The sequence below is a fragment of the Candidatus Chloroploca asiatica genome, from assembly GCF_002532075.1.
GTDB classification, from domain to species: domain Bacteria; phylum Chloroflexota; class Chloroflexia; order Chloroflexales; family Chloroflexaceae; genus Chloroploca; species Chloroploca asiatica.
Window position 1 is genome coordinate 69,911 of the sequence record NZ_LYXE01000066.1, and the last position, 17,142, is coordinate 87,052.

At 60.9% G+C, this 17,142-nt stretch carries 8 protein-coding genes and 1 tRNA gene; 5 read left to right on the forward strand and 4 right to left on the reverse strand.

Annotated elements, in window-relative coordinates; genetic code table 11:
* Nucleotides 1-42 precede the first annotated feature (42 nt).
* From A9Q02_RS07690 to A9Q02_RS07705, 4 genes are all read right to left on the reverse strand, one after another.
* On the reverse strand, nt 43-4,821 hold the full coding sequence (locus A9Q02_RS07690; protein ID WP_097651774.1) for a Kelch repeat-containing protein: 4,779 nt from the start codon (nt 4,819-4,821) through the stop codon (nt 43-45).
* 15 nt (nt 4,822-4,836) lie between these two features.
* Nucleotides 4,837-7,653, reverse strand: coding sequence for a CHAT domain-containing tetratricopeptide repeat protein (locus A9Q02_RS07695; protein ID WP_172450771.1), 2,817 nt, complete (start codon nt 7,651-7,653; stop codon nt 4,837-4,839).
* Nucleotides 7,654-7,657: 4 nt separating this feature from the next.
* The gene (locus A9Q02_RS07700) at nt 7,658-8,341 is read right to left on the reverse strand and encodes a carboxypeptidase-like regulatory domain-containing protein (RefSeq protein ID WP_097651776.1); all 684 of its coding nucleotides are present in this window, start codon (nt 8,339-8,341) and stop codon (nt 7,658-7,660) included.
* 313 nt (nt 8,342-8,654) lie between these two features.
* Nucleotides 8,655-9,353: an RNA polymerase sigma factor gene (locus A9Q02_RS07705; RefSeq protein ID WP_097651777.1), complete on the reverse strand. Its 699-nt coding sequence runs from the start codon at nt 9,351-9,353 to the stop codon at nt 8,655-8,657.
* Nucleotides 9,354-9,763: 410 nt separating this feature from the next.
* On the opposite strand from A9Q02_RS07705, the gene A9Q02_RS07710 reads away from it, so the two are divergent.
* The 5 genes from A9Q02_RS07710 to A9Q02_RS07730 all read left to right on the forward strand — a co-directional run bounded on the left by A9Q02_RS07710 (nt 9,764) and on the right by A9Q02_RS07730 (nt 16,797).
* Nucleotides 9,764-10,657, forward strand: coding sequence for a retropepsin-like aspartic protease (locus A9Q02_RS07710; RefSeq protein ID WP_097651778.1), 894 nt, complete (start codon nt 9,764-9,766; stop codon nt 10,655-10,657).
* A 115-nt stretch (nt 10,658-10,772) separates the two neighbouring features.
* On the forward strand, nt 10,773-12,488 hold the full coding sequence (locus A9Q02_RS07715) for a collagenase (RefSeq protein WP_172450773.1): 1,716 nt from the start codon (nt 10,773-10,775) through the stop codon (nt 12,486-12,488).
* Nucleotides 12,489-12,501: 13 nt separating this feature from the next.
* Entirely contained in the window at nt 12,502-15,483 is a 2,982-nt protein-coding gene (gene glgX, locus A9Q02_RS07720) for a glycogen debranching protein GlgX (RefSeq protein ID WP_172450775.1), read from the forward strand.
* A gap of 124 nt (nt 15,484-15,607) precedes the next feature.
* Nucleotides 15,608-16,375 (forward strand): SDR family NAD(P)-dependent oxidoreductase, encoded by a 768-nt coding sequence (locus A9Q02_RS07725; RefSeq protein ID WP_097651780.1) that lies wholly within the window; start codon nt 15,608-15,610, stop codon nt 16,373-16,375.
* 347 nt (nt 16,376-16,722) lie between these two features.
* Nucleotides 16,723-16,797 (forward strand) — tRNA-Gly (locus A9Q02_RS07730).
* Nucleotides 16,798-17,142 lie beyond the last annotated feature (345 nt).

Sequence of the window (17,142 nt, forward strand, 5' to 3'; positions counted from 1 at the left end):
GCAGCAAACTTCGGTCACACACTCATACGCTGAGTGCAAGCGCTACCGCACCACGTGTGGCAAAAAGATCCGCTGGCTCGCGCCAAGGTTCGGCGGAATGAACGGTGGCATCAACACATCGCTCACCAGCGGCGGTGGATCGTTGCCTTGCTGCGGGAGCAACCCCTGCCCAATGAAGCGTGTCCAGCCGTTGTCGCGGGTAATGTGAAAGAGGCGGTGCTCGACGTAGTTTATGAAGGCGCTCTGCACGTTGCTACTCGAACGCGGCGGATAGAAGAGCCCCAGGCCATGGGCGTTGTCGAGTTGCACGTTGTAGGTGCGTTCGCCACCCTGGTAGACATCCACATATTGGAAGGAGCGACTCGCACGCGAGGTGTAGGCCACGAAACGCTGGTTGCTCGGCTCGGCTACCGCCAGCACCCGCTCGGCAGCGGCTTGCACCGCGCTATCCGGGATGCCATCGCGTAGCTTGCGGGCTAAATCCACTACATCCACGTAGCTGTCTTCGTTGTCGGGTTCGAAGGGCAAACCCTGCCCTGAGTCATACTTCTGCACGGTGCTGCGCAACTCACGCAGCGCCTGGCGGCGTGGCTCGAGATCAGCTTGCACGTAGTTCAACAGGCTCTGGCCGAGCGCACTGAGCGCCGCTTCGAGTTCGGCAAAATGGCCCAGGTCAAAGGCAGCAATGGTGTAGGGCAGCGCCTCGGCATTGATGGCTGTCGCATAGTGCTGCGCGATCTTGACGGCTGCATCACGCGGGTCGCTCGCATGACCGAGCATCTGGCGGTAGTGATCGTAGGCAAAGATGCCCCAGGCGGTGTTCGCCGACGCGACGACGAAGTCGGCCAGGCCCGCAGCAATTGCGGCGTTCTCGAAGAGACCGAACGAGCAGGCATCGTAGAAGAGTAGGTCGAGTTTGCGTGCGCCATCATCGGTCGCTTCGATCAGGGCGGCGCGCACCTCGAGCGAGGTCAGGAAGGGGGTTGGTGTGTTCTCCCCCTTGCTGGTCTCGTCCTGGGCAATGCCAACAATGCCATTGGCGTGATCGACGATCGCCAGGGCGTAGTGGTCAGTAGCGGGCAGATTGGTAAAACCCCAGGTGAGGAAGTCGCGCAGGGTGCCAGGCTCATCCATCCGCGCCTCGATGAGGTTGACGGACGCCCAGTTACCCGCAGCATCGAGGGTGTAGCGCCGCGTATCATTGACCCCCGGCCCGTCATAGAGCACGGCGACTTGCACGTTGGCTTGCGGCCCGGCCTTCTGCAAGCGGTAGAGCATGCCGTTCAGGGCTGCATTCTCGCCCATCCACGGGTCGAGGTTGTTGTCGGCGGCGGCGTAGATCAGCAATGTCCAGCTCTGGGTTCCATACCCACCCCCGCCGCCGTCGCGAATGATGATCTGCTGCTCGACGGTGGGCGACCAGTCGCCTTCGTCGTCTTGTACCGCAAAGCTGATCGTATGCACGCCCACAGGAAGATCGGCGGCAGCACGACTGAAGCTGCGCTCGGTCGTGATCACGCTGCCATTGAGCATCCAGCGATAGGCGCTGATCACATCCGTCGCATCAGAGTCGGCGCCCGTCCCCTCAAAGCGGATGGTATCAACACCCTGCCTGGCATCACGCGGCAAGATGCGGTTGATCGTTGCGACTGGCAACGGGCGCACGAGGCTGCCGCTGGCGCGATGGAGCCATACGCCTTCGATGCTGCTCGACTGGCCTTCACCACCGATGGCGACGATCCGATCCATCACCGGGTCGTAGGTCATAGACAGGTTGGTCATCGCCGGAAGGGTAGGCACGCTCGCCCGCTCGCGCCAGAAGTCTCCGTTCCAATCCCAGGTGTCGCTGAGCAGACCGCTCGGGCCGGTGCCACCCGCGACCACGACGGCGCTGCGGACGCTGTCGAAGGTCGCGGCGTGACCACTACGGGCAGTGAGGCGCAGCGTCGGCGTGACATCAATCCAATTGGTGCCATCCCACTCCCACACGTCATCAAGAAGGCCGCGGCTATTTTGCCCACCGATCAAGACTGCCCGGCCCCGCGCCGGATCGTAGGTAAGCGTGGCTTTGCCCCGCGCTGGTGGACTCGTCGCCGGACTACGCTGCGTCCAGGTCGTCCCGTTGTACTCCCAGGTGTCGCCCAGGTAGGCACTGGCATCCTGCCCGCCAAAGAGCAGCCAGACATTGCGCGTCGGGTCGAAGGTGAGGCCGTAGTTAGCGCGGGCCGTGGGACTGGTCGCCGGCGCTTGCACCAGCCAATTGGCCGACGCACTCTCCCAGAGCCAGGTATCATCAAGGTAGTTGTTGCTGTTGCTCAGCCCACCAAAGAGCAGCACCTGCCCACCGTCGCTATCCCGCGCCAGGCGATGGCCCGAACGCGCCGTTGGCGGTGCGTTGGTCGGCGCTTGCAGCTTCATCCGCTGCCCATCCCAGAGATAGGTCTGGTCATCAGCGGTTTTGCCACCAAAGAGCAGACTCTCCCCGTTCACGGTATACTCCAGCGCCGCGCCGGGGCGTTGCAGCGGATGCGTGAGCAGCATGCGCCAACGCGTGCCGTCCCATTCCCAGGTGTCGGTCAGACCAATCGTATTGCTGCCATCAAGGCCACCAAACAGGATGATGCGCTGACGGATGGGATCATAGGCCATAGCGTGACGGGAACGTGCGGTGGGACTAAAAGCCTGGGCCTGCTGGCTCCAGTTGGTGCCGTCCCAAAGCCACATATCATTCAGATTCCTCGTGCTCCGGCCGCCAAAGAGGACGATCTGTTGACGAACAGAATCATAGACCATCGCATGGTTTGATCGGGCGAGGGGCCGTACATCAGTGGTACGCTCCGTCCAATTTGTGCCATCCCATTCCCAAAGGTCATTGTTCAGGCTGCCGCTATGTCCGCCAAAGAGCACGACCCGTTGACGAACAGGATCATAGACCATCGCATGCTCGGCACGGGCGGTGGGACTCACAGCAGGAGTAATCTGCGTCCAGTTAGTGCCATCCCACTCCCAGGTGTCGTTCAAGCGCGTCAGACCAACCGTACCGCCAAAGAGCACGATGCGCTGGCGGACGGGATCATAGGCCATCGCGTGCTCAGTTCGGGCCGATGGTTGACTGGCAGGCTTGAGCTCGGTCCAAGTACGCCCATCCCAAACCCAGGTGTCATTGCGCCCACTGCCGCCGAAGAGGAGAAGCTGTTGGCGGGCGCTATCGTAGACCATCCCATATTCATCGCGAGCCGGGGGGCTCGTGGCTGGTTGGGCGCGTTGCCAGCTTTGCCCATCCCACAGCCAGGTTGCATTACGATGGTAGCCGCCAAAGAGCAAGAGTTTCTGATCGCGTGGATCGTACACCAGACTATCATCAGTGCTCGCCGACGGACTCAGGATTGGTGCGCTGCGCTCCCAGTTGGTGCCATCCCACTGCCAGGTTTCGCTGTTCATGTTGCCGGATTGGCTGGTAAAAAGCATCATCTTCTGATGTGCAACATCATAAGCCATGGCCCCACCGGTAGACCCAGGTCTGACTACCGCCGATCGCTCGTGCCAGCTTTCACCATCCCATTCCCAGGTATCGTAATAATTGTTATAGGTGTCGTGACCGCCGAAGAGAACGATGCGCTGCCGCACGGCATCGTACGCCAGACTATGATTGCGGCGGGCGGTGGGTTTGTTCATTGGGAAGAGCTTGAGCCAGGTTGTCCCATCCCACTCCCAGAGATCGTTGTTATACGTACTCCCGTTCATACCACCGAAGACAACGACACGCTGACGGGCTGCGTCATAGGCCATGGCATGGCCCCAATACACATCGGGACGTGCGGTCGGTGTCTGCACAATCCAGTTTGTGCCATCCCACTCCCAGGTGTCTATCTTGGCCACACCGCCACTGCCTCCATAAAGGACGGTGCGCTGACGGGCACTGTCGTAGGCCATGTCGTGATCAGACCGCGCCGATGGGCTATCAACCGGGAAACGCTGCGTCCAATTTGTCCCGTCCCACTCCCAGGTATCATTGAGGTAGTTCATGCTCGATACGAAGCCACCAAAGAGCACCACGCGCTGGCGAGCGGCATCGTAGGCCATGGCATGGCTATGGCGAGCGGGTGGACTCACCGCCGGGGTGATCCGCAGCCAGTTGGTCCCGTCCCACTCCCAGGTGTCGTTGAGCACACCACCCCCGCTATTCCCGCCAAAAAGGACGATGCGCTGGCGGGCGGCATCGTACACCATGGCGTGACTGTAACGCGATGGGATTTCCCCTGGCGTCCAGGCCGATTCTACCGTACGCTGGGGCAGCACCACATCAACTTGCTGGCCGCCCTCTTGGGCGATGAAACTGACGCTTTTGCTCTGCCCATCGGCGCTGGCGGTGATCGTCACGGTGTCGCCCGGTTTGGCCTGGAGCACACTGGAATCGCCAAGGTTATCGCTGAGCAGCGCCGCGAAGAAGGGCAAGCCACCCGCCTCACCGCGCTGGGTCTGGGTCGTCAAGGTGCGGTCACCAACGCTGATCGTCACCTCGGCCCCGGCAATCGGCACGCCATTCAGGTAGACGTAGCCGCTGACGCAGCAGATCACGGCGGCGAAGCTGTCGAGGGCCGCCCCACGGATGCACGAGCGCGGCAGGGGCGGCGGGGCTAGCGGGGCCGCGAGTGACATCATCGCCTGGTCAGCGGTCGCCGCAACCTGCTGATCCACGGGAGGCAGCCCTTCTTCGGGTACACCCTGGACGGTAGCGCTTGTGGTGAACGGTGACGACAAGAGGACGATCAGCAGCGTGATGAGCAGGAGCAGGCTAGCAGGGTGGGTGGAGCGCCTCATAGGAGTCCCTTTGTTTCAGAGTATGTAAGGTAGCGCTACGGCAACAGTCGGCGTTCCCTCACGCAGCAACAGTTGAAACGCGGCCCAGTAATAGGGATGGGCGTAGCCCATGGCTCGCACCGCCGCACGCGCAGCGCTCAGGGCTTCGGTCGGATTCTGCCCAGCGGCGAGCCCCTGGTAGAACTGTTCCATCATCAGGCTGGTGGCTTGATCATGCACCGGCCACAAGCTCGCGACGACCGCCCGTGCCCCTGCACTCAAAAAGGCCCCCGCTAGCGCCAGCGCGACCCCGCCTCGTTCCGGGGTCGTGCCGGTCTCGCAGGCACTGAGCGTTACCAGCGCCGTGCCAGCCAGTGGCACATTGAGCACGTCGGCGAGCAAGAGCGGGCCGTCGGCCAGGCTGAGCTGGGAGAGCAAGGGGGCATAGGGGTTGACCTGGCCGTGAACAGCGAGGTGCAGGAAGGTCGGCGGCTCTTCCCAGTGCAGATCACGCAGGTGAGCTGGGTAGACCTGACGGGCTGACGGGAATTGGCGCTGGATGGCCGCCAGTTCGGCGACGACATAAGGCAGGGCGGGCTGACCTTCCCAACCGAGCAGCAAGGGCGTTCCCGTGGCCTGGGGTACAGGTGGCATCGCAAGCAGCGCAAGTGAGGGGATCAGGTGCAGGTTGTACTCTTCGTCGAGGTAGCGCGAAGCAGCCTGGGTGTGGTCGCGCAGCGCCGCCCATGGCACACTGTAGAGCGGCCCATCCGGTGCGATGATCACCTGGTTCACGTCGGCAGCGAAGGTGGCAATGATCGGCGCGATCAGCAGGTGGTAGAGCTCACCCAATAACCGCTCGCTGGCGGCAAGCTGGCCCGTTGCCATGCGCTGCTGTTGTGCGGGCGAGCTACAATGCCCCAACGCATGGTGCTGAAGCGTCAGCCGACTCAGCAGTTGCGTCACCTGCGCCACCGAACCAAGCTCCACCTGGCGCACCGCTGCGTCAGCCGTCAGCAGAAACGCCCAGATCTGCCCGTCCGCAACGAGGTACTCGACGCCGACACTGGTGGACGGCAAGCATTGCTGGATCGACGCCAACGCGGGGAGGGTCTGCACGGGACGCTGGCGGAGGTGCTGGCGGGCCAGGCTTTGCAGGGTTGTCTCGGCCTGCTTGATCCGCTCGGCACAGAGGGTCTGGTAGGCGAGCTCATCCTCGGGATGCATCTGCGCCCGCCAGTAGTCCCACGCGGTCTTGGCGCTGAGCCAGGCTGGATCCTGGAGCAGTGACGCGTGAAGTGAGTCGGCGCTCGGTGCGGCAAGCTCAGCCCAGATCCCGCCCTTGGCTTCGAGCAGGCTCTGCACGGCTGCCTCGAGGCGCCCGGCTTGCAGATAGCTGCTGATCAGGTGAGCATAGAGCGGAGCCGTGCCGGTCAGATAGCTTGCCTTCAACTCTTCGCTCGGCAGCATCCGCCGGGTTGCCGCAGCCAGATCGGCCGCACGCTGGAGGGGCACCCAGGCTTCGGTGGCAGACATCCGGCGGGCCTGCCCAACCAGGGCGCGCTGCTCGATGCCATCGAGTCCATGTTCACGGGCCATGTCAGCCAGGTGCTGATAGCGTCGCACAGCTGCCCTGGCATGCTGCGTCAAGGCTGCCGCCAGTAACTCCAGCTCGAGCTGCTCGGCCAGCACCCCGGCATCCGCGATGGTCGCCTGAGCCGCCGCCACCTGGGCTAGGGCAAGGCGGCGTTCAGCAGCGTTACGCTGAAAGCGCGGATGGGCGGTGTAACCCTGGAGCAACGCCTGGAGCACCGGCGGCAACGGGGACTGCATGGCGAGCGCCGTCGCACGCGCAAGATCCTGGCGGGCAAGGGCGTTCTGATCGAGGGCCAGGGCCAGCCGCACCGCAGACAGAATAGCCTCAACCGCCTCCTGAAGCAACCCGGCTTGCTCAAACATATGGGCCGCCTGGAGCGCCGCACGGCGGGCTTCGAGGGGCAATTGCAGGCGCTCGAAGAGCACCGCTTCTTCGAGCGCCACCGTCGCCTGGTCAAGCTCGATCCGTGCCGTGGCAAAATCGGTACGGGCCTGATCCAGCAGGCGAAGCGCGGTGAAGAGCTCGCCACGATAGGTCGCCAAGCGCGCCTGGTTCACGGCGACACGCGCCCGCAGTTCGGCTGAGCCACATGCCTCAGCCACCGCACCTGCACGTTCGAGCGTCGCTTCCGCCTGCGTAAATTGACCCAGGAAGAGGGCCGCAAACGCCTGGTTAATCAGCGCCTCGGCTTGCGCTGCGGGCTGGTGATGGCTCACGGCCAGCGCCTCGGCCTCGCGGGCCGTCGTGAGCATAGCCTCGTAGTGGCCCATCCGTCCTTCAATATCAGACCGGTTCATGTAGAGTGCAGGCAGGCGATTCTGAGCGTCCGGTGCTCCTGCCAGGCACTCAGCTGCGCGCCTGATCGCCGTGTGCGCTTCGTCGAGCCGACCGAGTTGCCCCAACAAGCCAGCCCGTCCGATCAGCAAGCGCCCCTGTTCAGGCCGACGATCCTGCGCCACAAAATAGGCATAGGCGGCATCGAGGTGGCTCAAAGCTGGCCTGGTCTCGCGATTGAGCAGTGCCAACCCATGACACCAGTGCGCGAGGGCCGTGGCCTCGGGATGCTGCGTTGCTTGCGCCACGGCCCAGGCACACGCCACCGCCAGTTCAACCTCGGAAACAGCCCCGGCATCGAGCAGGTCAAGAATCGTATCCCGCAACTGAGCCAGGAGCGCCAGCGGATCGACCAGGTTCACTGCCAACCACGCGGCGATCCGGGTCGGCTCACCCTGGGTCGCCCATAGTGATGGCAGCATCGCCTCAAGCATGGGAGAGATTGATCGCAGGGAGCAGCACCACCCCCTCGGCAAAATGCACTTGGACCAGATACGTGCCCGCAGCAAGACGCGTAAAGGTAAAGAAGCCGTCCGCATCAGTCGTGCGGGGGCGGGGCCGCGCCTGATCGCCACGGAGCCGCACCCGCACGTCAGGGGCAGGCTGATCATGGTGCGTCACATAGCCCTCGATCCGCCAGTAATCGTTCTCTGGCGGCGGCAGGCGGAGCACAATCTGGACGGCAAGTTCACTCGCGTAGAAGGATTGATCGGGCACAACTGGCGCGATGCTGCGCATGCCAGCGCCAAGCAACTGCGGCAGCGCCACAAAACGCGGCAGCCTGAAGCGGACGGGCCGATCGGCTGGTTGACTCTGGAGCGCCAAGAGTTCGGTGAACGTCTCTTTGGCGCGGGGATTAGCCCGCACATAGGCCGCAACACGGAGCTGTTGCTGCGGCGTCGCCTGACCAGTGGCCACATCAACGAGATCCTGGGGCTCAGGGACAGACAAGCCATCCAAGCGTTCGTGAAGGTGTTGCTCTACGCGACGCAGTTGCGCAAGCTCCTGCCGTACCTCGGCTGAGGCCTCCAGAGCCTGTTCAACATGCGGCAGCGCCACACCATCGAGATACGCCAACAAATCCCCAGGTTCAAGCGGTTTATTCTTCATACGAACGTTCCCTGCATAAGGTAGATAGCAATCCTAGATGCTTTGTGTCTCAGGAGTGCCAGCTTATGGTTCTTCGGTCCATAATCCGGTATGCGCGACACGGGCTGGTGGTTTGGCCCACTGAAGGGCCTGGATGCGACTGAGTTCCCGCCTACGCGGGAACGACCAGTGCGCCAAGCCAGTTCCCTTGTCATGCCCGCATGCGCGGGCATCGAGCAGAATGATCGTGCCACTAGACCTCACAGTTCGGGCAGACCTTGTGTGAGAGGCCGCCCTCCCTAGCACACCATCCAATTAGCAAAATAAACCAGACTTACAACGCATTTCCACCATCAGATTCAAGCATGTCACCAACCTCAGGCAACTTAGCAAGCAGCTTAATGGAGCGCTCGATCAGGCGATAGACAACTTTGATCGTCAGCGAGGCATCGCGATCACGCAGAGCCGCAGCGATCGTCTCGGGATCTTCATCGAGCACAAAGCGGCGGCGAAACGCCTCGCGGTGCAACTCATCAGGCAGCAACACGAGGCAGCGTTCGTAGAAGGCGTGGCGCATCACGGTATCGGTCGCTGCTTGGCCTGGCTCGAAGCGCAACGCCTCCAGCGCAATGTTCGGGGATTGGCGGGGCATTTTGAGGCAGGTGTGAAAGACGGTCGTATGCAAGTAGGTACGGTATTCCGCAAACGAACGCGCCTGATACGGTGAGGTCAGGTGGCGAAATTTGCGCAACAGATTGATCGCCACCTCCTGCTGCAGGTCATCCAGATCTGGACGACACCGAGCTGGACACAGTTTGCGTACGAGGGGAATGCTGATCAGCCAAAGCCGCTCAAAGGCAGCCTCGTCGCGGTTGGCCGCACGGCGCAGAATTTCTTCGCAGCTGCGACTATCCTGACGGTTGTCGCGTGATTGCTGAAAGGCAGCGAGTTGGGCTTCACAGCGGCTATGGAGATCATCAAGCGGGAGCGAACCCAGTGGGGTAGCGGGATCAGAAGGAGAACTAGCGTCCATAACGAAGACCCTTAGCGACAATGATGGAGTTACAATGGGTAACGCTCAGCGTTATTTTACTTTATTCACGTTACCCGAATTGTACTACAAAAAGGTACGAGGCTCAACTGCGCATTCGCGCCAGATCTAGGCTGATGCAACGTCGACCTGACCGGAGCACCGTCGGGCTGATGGTCTTCCAGAAATGAATCCGCTCGACCAGGCCTCACAGATCTTTCGTTCCGGCGCGCCTGCCCATCGGGGGAGGGCGGCCTCTCACACAAGGTCGGCGAGACCTGTGAGGTCTCGCCCGTGTCGCGCATACCGGGAGCACTTACGAGAATACCGTAAGGCGGGGGCTTTGTGCTGGCGCTACCGAGGAGCCCTACACATCAACTGGAAGACCGGGACGCTGTGGTATCATAGAAGCTATGCTGGATGATCACACCACGTTGCATTTTCCACCGAGCGGCATCGCTGAACTGCCGTTGCTCTTTGCACCTCAGGTGATCCGCTGTGTGGCCGCCGGGCCAGGCGGGCATCCGCTGACGGTGCTCCTTGATACGGGCACTGATCCGTCGGCGATTGATCTGAGTCTGGCGCGGCGCCTCGATCTGCGCCTCGGTGATTTTGCACTGGGTTCCGATGCAGCCAGTGATGCCGTGCATTTCACCGAAAGCGTTTTGCCCTGGCTGCGCCTCGGTGAGCTTGAGTTGCGCGATCTCTACGGGGTTGCGCTCGATCTCCGCCAAGCTCCATTTAAGGTCGATCTTGTGCTGGGCTATAATGTCTTGAGCCAGTTGACACTGACCATCGATTACGCCGCAGGCCGGTTGCGCCTGTGCCATCCGGATCTCGAACCTCCAATGCCGGGGCCGGGCGGGGCGGTTCTGCCATTGCGCTTTTTTGAACATTTTCCAGCGCTTGATGGGGCTGCGCTGCTCTGCTTGAACCAGCCAGATCAGGCCCATCCGGTGCCCCTTCCGCTGCCCCTCTTGACGATTGATACCGGTTCAAATGGGGCCCTCACGCTGAGCCCGGATCTGGCGGATTTGGCTGGCTTGCGCCGCGGCACAGCCGAGGTGGACGAAGGGCGTGGGTTTGTCGAACGGGTGACGACGCTGCACGGAGTGGCCTCGGCCCTTCGCCTTGGTCCGTTTGAATTGAAAGCAATTGAACTTGATGCCCCCGAGAGCGGTCGCGGCGATTTTGGCCGTGGGGGACGGGCGAATCTTGGCAATCGCTTGCTTGCCCGTTTCCAACGCATGACCCTTGATTATCGGCGGGCTGTCTGTGTGCTTGAGTCACCTACCGAACCGTCATAAATTGGGAGTGCCGACGTCAGTCGGCTGAGTCCGAAGCCAACTGACGTCGGCACTCCATGATGTAATGCTGAAAAGCCATAAGCCTCCGGGCTGCGTTGCCCAAAGGCAAGCATCTGTGAAGAAGTCGAGCGATCCATTGTTGCGCCTGACGATCATCATGGCCCTCTGCATGGTGGTAGCCGGGTCAGTGTTGCCCATAGCAGAGGCCCCTATGCATCAGCCACCAATCTATACACCATCTTGTCCCGAGGCAAGTTACCCTGATACGGCGGCCCTGCTGGCGGCCTTGTCAGGGGCGAATTATGCCTGTACGGAAGAACTCGCCAAGGCCCTGCAAACCCGTGTTGGTATCAATGAGATCGATGTTCTGCTCACGATGATTCAGCGTGGAACCCATGAACTTGAGCGGCGCAATGCCGTGCGGGTGCTCGGGCGGCTGGCGGCGAGTCCACAGGCGAGCCGGGCGAGCGATCTGGTCTTGCGGGTGCGGGCGGCCAGGGTTCAGTCGGTCTTGCATGAGTTGCTGGCGCACGCCGATGACAATTTTTTGTTGCAAGATGCCATCTGGGTGCTCGATAGCTATTTTTACCCAAATTTCAGTGCTGCACCGGTTTTCGAGCGTATTGCCAACGCGCCAACCCTTGCCCCCGCCTTGCGCTATCGGGCAGCATCAGCTCGCGGGAGGTTGACACTCGCCCGTTCCGGCGTGCTTCACCCCGACGATCAGGCCTTTATGCTCCATGGCCTTCGCTCGGATGATCCAGGGGTGCGGACGGCTGCGGCCCAGGTGATTGCCCGCCTGCGCACTGATCAACTCGGCTTAGAGTTGATCGCGACCCTAACGCACGCGCTGGAAGAAGCGTGGAAGGTCGAACCTCCCCTCACACTGGTTGACGATGCGCCCGACCCGCGTGATCGCGGGTTGCTCGCATCGTACGAGAGCAGTCCGAGTAGCCTGACGGCGCGTGCGGCCCTAGCCCGTGCCCGTGACCGGCTGGAGGGCGGTACCACGCACCTGACAAGCCTACGGCAACAGTATGAATTTTTGACCCTGACCGAGCGGAGTGAACACGATGGGGTGAGCATTCGTGCCGGGCTTGCCGCTGATGAGATCGCCGCCTTGCTGCGCGAAGTAACCCACGTGCGTGAGGCCCTGCTGCACATCTTTGGGCCAAACCTGGCCGAGCCAATGGACGCGAAAGGGACACGGACGCTGCAGATTAAGATCTTTGCCCGTCAAGGCATCTATCGCGATTATGTGCGGGCCTTTACCCCCTTCACCGTTGATGTAGATGGGCTCTATGACGATGCCAATACAATCATCTACACCCATCAGCGCACCAGTGAGCAGAGTGCGAATAGCCTGGTCGAGAGTCTGCGTCACGAAGTGGCGCATCACTATGCGGCAACCCACCTCTTTCCGGGGCAATGGCGCACGCCGGGCTATCATCGTGAGCCAAAAGGATGGGCTGATGAGGGCCTGGCCGAAGTAATGGCCGGGCTCACCGCCTCAGGGCCAGCGCCTCGTCCGGCCCAGTTGCGTCGCCTCTGTGAACGCACCCCACGACCACGGCTGAAGGTCTTGCTCGCCCAGCGCGAAGGCTATGATCGTTTTGGCACCTTCGACTATGATGCGGCCTGGGCCTTTACCTACTATCTTGTGACCGAACAACCCGAGGCGTTGCAGCGCCTCTATACCGCCTATCGCGAGCACCGCTATCATCTGCGTGACTGGTCGCAGCTTGCGGGGCTGAATCTGGAAGAGACCGAACGCGCATGGCATCGTGCGATTGAGACCTGGTGTATTGGGCAACGGGCAGGATCAGACTAGAGTGAGGAGAAGGATGGATACATTGCTACCGGGTTCACCCTACCCGCTCGGGGCTACCTGGGATGGGAGCGGCGTCAATTTTGCACTCTTTGCCGAGCAAGCAACCGGGGTCGAACTTTGTCTCTTTGAAGATGCTGAAGCGCCACGTGAGGCGGTGCGGATTCCACTCACGATGCAGACCGACCATGTCTGGCATCTGTATGTGCGCAACCTGCGCCCAGGGCAGCTCTATGGCTACCGGGTTTATGGTCCTTACCAACCCGAGCATGGCCTACGCTTTAACCCGCACAAATTTGTGCTTGATCCGTATGCCAAGGCGTTACATGGGCCGATCCGCTGGCACGATGCAACCCACGGCTACACGATCCTCCATCCTGACGAAGATCTTTCGTATGACGAGCGTGATAGTGCGCCGTATTTGCCGCGCTGTGTCGTCATTGATCCACGTTTCGATTGGGAAGATGATCAACATCCGAATATCCCACTGCATGATAGTGTGATCTACGAAGCCCACGTCAAGGGCTTGACGATGCAGCACCCCGCTATTCCCGCCGAACTGCGGGGCACCTATCTGGGGATTGCGCACCCGGCGATGATCGCGTACCTGCGCGATCTGGGCATTACGGCGCTTGAGTTGCTGCCGGTACACCAATTTGCTAATGATCGCCATCTTGAAGAGCAGGGCTTGAACAACTACTGGGGCTACAATACGCTCAACTTCTTTGCGCCAGCTACTCAGTATACGCGCTGCGAAAAACCAGGTGGGCATGTCCGCGAATTCAAACAAATGGTCAAAGCGTTACATGCCGCCGGGATCGAAGTTATTCTCGATGTCGTCTACAACCACACGGCTGAAGGCAGTCACCTCGGGCCAACCCTGAGCTTTCGCGGGATCGACAACCAGGCCTACTATCGCCTAGTGAACGACGATGCCCGTTACTGCATGGACTACACCGGCACGGGCAATACGCTCAACATGGTACACCAGCGTTCGCTGCAACTCGTGATGGACAGCCTGCGCTACTGGGTGACCGAGATGCGGGTTGACGGCTTTCGGTTTGACCTTGCCGCCGCGTTGGCGCGAGGCCTCTACGAAGGCGGGCAACTCTCGTCCTTCCTCGACATCATCCATCAAGACCCGCTGCTCTCGCAAGTCAAACTCATTGCCGAGCCGTGGGACGTCGGGCCAGGAGGCTACCAGGTCGGCAACTTCCCGGTCCTCTGGGCCGAATGGAACGGCAAATACCGTGATACCGTGCGCCGTTTCTGGAAAGGTGACGAAGCACAAGTCGCCGAACTTGCCTACCGCCTCGCTGGTTCATCCGACCTCTACGAGCGGAATGGACGCGCACCGGCGGCCTCGATCAACTTTATCACGGCGCACGATGGCTTTACCTTACGTGACCTGGTAAGTTACAACGAAAAGCACAACGAAGCGAATGGTGAAGGCAACAACGACGGTGACAGCCACAACAATAGCTGGAACTGTGGAGCTGAGGGCGAAACCGATGATGAGGTCATCAACGCCTTGCGCGCCCAGCAACAACGCAACTTCCTCGCCACGCTGCTCTTTTCGCAGGGTGTGCCGATGTTGCTGCACGGCGACGAATATGGGCGTACCCAGGGTGGCAACAACAACGTCTATTGTCAGGACAACCCGATCAGTTGGATGGACTGGGAACTGACTGACGAACAAAAAGCTCTTTATGACTGGACACGCCGCCTGATTGCCTTTCGCCAGGCACACCCGGTCTTGCACCGCGGAACCTTCTTCCAGGGGCGCGAAATTCACGGCGAAGGCATCAAAGACATCGAATGGTACCGACCAGATGGCGTCTTGATGGGTGACAGCGAATGGGACGACGGCATGGTGCGCTGCATCGGTATGTTGCTCAACGGTCAGCTGATTGCCGAACGTGCCCCATCGGGCGAGATTATCCGTGATGATGTTTTGCTGATCTTGCTCAACGCATACCACGAAACAATCCCCTTCACCCTGCCAGGGAATGAAGGCGGCCCAGACTGGCAACTTGAACTGGATACCAGTCACCCAGACAAGAGCGAAGCCGAACCAATGCCCGTCGGGAGCGTCTATGCCCTTGAAGGGCGCTCACTCGTCATTTTGAGTCAGGATGGCGAAGCGTGGGCCGCACAATACGGACGGTACGAAAGCAACCTCCGCCATGCTGCACTAGCCCCGATTATCGGCGGGCCGCCCCTGGCCAAACGCACCATCACCGGCAACCTCGTCACCATTGTCGGGTTCTTTAGCCCAGAACTGAACAACTACCGCGACATCCTCATCTACCTGCCACCGAGCTACGACAACGGTAGCCTTGACCGTTACCCTGTCGTCTACATGCACGACGGGCAAAACCTCTTTGACGCCACAACAAGCTACATCGGGGTCGAATGGGGTGTTGACGAAACGATGGAAGCACTCGCCCAACAGGGCATCGAGGCGATCGTCGTGGGCATTCCCAACATTGGTGAGCGGCGGATTGACGAATACAGCCCGTTTATTGATGAAGCGAGCGGGGGCGGGATCCGCGGCGACGCCTATGTTGACTTTCTGAGCAACACGCTCAAACCGCACATTGATCGTGCGTTTCGGACAAAGCCAGAACCCGAATTTACGACGATTATGGGCGCATCAATGGGTGGCCTGATCAGCCTCTACGCCATGCTGCAGCGGCCTGACAGCTTTGGTAACGCCGGGATGATGAGTGGAGCCTTCTGGTTTGGTGAACGGGCCATCTTCGACTACGTACGGCAATACAAAGGTGTACCGGGGCGGGTCTACCTTGATGTCGGCACAGCCGAAGAGACGCAACTCAAACAGGACGTACGCAACATGGGCCAGTTGCTGATGGACAAAGGCTACACCTTTGGCCGCAAGCTGAGGTATGTCGAAGAGCATGGCGGCGAACACAACGAAGCAGCCTGGGGGCGCCGGTTTGGCAAAGCGATTCAGTGGCTGCTGCTTCGCAGGTAAAAATGTAAGGGCTGCCGCCCTTACAACCCGTTGTTTTGCTGGCAAAAAGGCCAGCGAAGCTGGCCTTTTTGCCAGCAAAACAACGATTCTTGGGGCTATTTGCGCTAGAAAAAGAGAAATCCAGATGGACATCAACAATCACACCTTTCTGATTGCCGGGGGCGGCTCAGGTTTAGGCGCTGCGGTCGCACGTGAACTTGTCGGGGCCGGGGCGCAGGTCATCATTGCCGACATCAACGCCACTGCGGGTGAAGCGACGGCAACAGCCCTCGGCGAACAGGCCCATTTTGTGGCAACCGACGTCACCAGTGAAGCCGAGGTCAAACGGGCACTCGCTGCGGCAACCACCCATACTGGCCGACTGGATGGCGTCATCAACTGTGCTGGCATCGCCGGGGGCGCACGGGTACTGGGCAAAGACGGCCCAATGAGCCTGGAGCATTTCAGCCGGGTCGTGAACATCAACCTGGTTGGCACCTTCAACGTGCTCCGGCTCGCTGCGGAAGTGATGGTGCAGAACGAGCCAGGCGAGAGTGGCGAACGCGGCATCATCATCAACACCTCCTCGATCGCCGCCTTTGACGGACAGATCGGTCAGGCGGCCTATGCAGCCACGAAAGGCGGCATTGTCGCGATGGCATTGCCGATCGCCCGCGAACTAGCCCGTTTTGGCATCCGGGTGATGACGATCGCGCCGGGCACCTTTGACACCCCGCTGCTCGCGGGACTGCCCGAAGAGACACGCACCTCGCTCGCGCAGCAAGTCCCCTTTCCCGTACGGCTCGGGCGACCCGACGAATACGCTCGGCTCGCCCGGCACATCATCGAAAACCAGATGCTCAACGGCGAAGTCATCCGGCTTGACGGGGCCATCAGAATGCAAGCGCGATAGGTAGCTTCCGGGAAGCTTAAAGCTTCCCGGAAGCTCAGGGCGATTGCATCTTCCGTGTATGCACCCGCCAAGGCACCCGCAAGGGCACCCGCAAGGGGAAGGGCACCCGCAAGGGGAAGGGCACCCGCAAGGGGTGCCCGTACACCGATTCGGCCCCCGCCCCTGTAGGGGCACCCCTTGCGGGTGCCCCGTTGTTGCCGGGTGCCGCCGTTTGCGCCGCTGGTTGCATGCACATGCTGCCCCAGAGCGCGTATGGTTGTATCCGGTTTCGTATGATGCAATCGCCCTGCCCGGAAGCTACGCCCCCCCTTGCAACAAGGGCCAGGCTATAGTAGAATAGGCGCAACGCGGGTGTAGCTCAGTGGTAGAGCATCTGCCTTCCAAGCAGATGGTCGCGCGTTCGAGTCGCGTCGCCCGCTCCACTTTTAAGGCTTGCTAATGCGGAACCCGCCGAAAAACTCGGCGGGTTTTGGCGTCCATGAAGCCAACGATCAAGAGTCTGCTCCCGTGTCCCTGCGTCTGTAGCCATGTGCCGCTTCGGATGGCTACAGATCGCGAACAGCCTTACATCGAAACTACATTAAAGCTAGAGGTTCATTTTGGAGCTTCCGGGAAGCTAAAAGCTTCCCGGAAGCTCCCAGCGCCAGCTTCGCGACCGGCCTGCGGCTAGAGCGCATCGGTTGTGGTCTCGTGACACTCCGCAGCGGCTCAAGCCGCGCGGCTTCTTGGCCCAACCCGCCTTCTGGCGAGCTTAACGACCAACGGAG

Excerpts from the sequence above, each read along its gene's own strand:
- A9Q02_RS07690 (WP_097651774.1), bottom strand. The coding sequence starts at position 4,821 with ATGAGGCGCTCCACCCACCCTGCTAGCCTGCTCCTGCTCATCACGCTG.
- A9Q02_RS07695 (WP_172450771.1), bottom strand. The coding sequence starts at position 7,653 with ATGCTGCCATCACTATGGGCGACCCAGGGTGAGCCGACCCGGATCGCC.
- A9Q02_RS07700 (WP_097651776.1), bottom strand. The coding sequence starts at position 8,341 with ATGAAGAATAAACCGCTTGAACCTGGGGATTTGTTGGCGTATCTCGAT.
- A9Q02_RS07705 (WP_097651777.1), bottom strand. The coding sequence starts at position 9,353 with ATGGACGCTAGTTCTCCTTCTGATCCCGCTACCCCACTGGGTTCGCTC.
- A9Q02_RS07710 (WP_097651778.1), top strand. The coding sequence starts at position 9,764 with ATGCTGGATGATCACACCACGTTGCATTTTCCACCGAGCGGCATCGCT.
- glgX (WP_172450775.1), top strand. The coding sequence starts at position 12,502 with ATGGATACATTGCTACCGGGTTCACCCTACCCGCTCGGGGCTACCTGG.
- A9Q02_RS07725 (WP_097651780.1), top strand. The coding sequence starts at position 15,608 with ATGGACATCAACAATCACACCTTTCTGATTGCCGGGGGCGGCTCAGGT.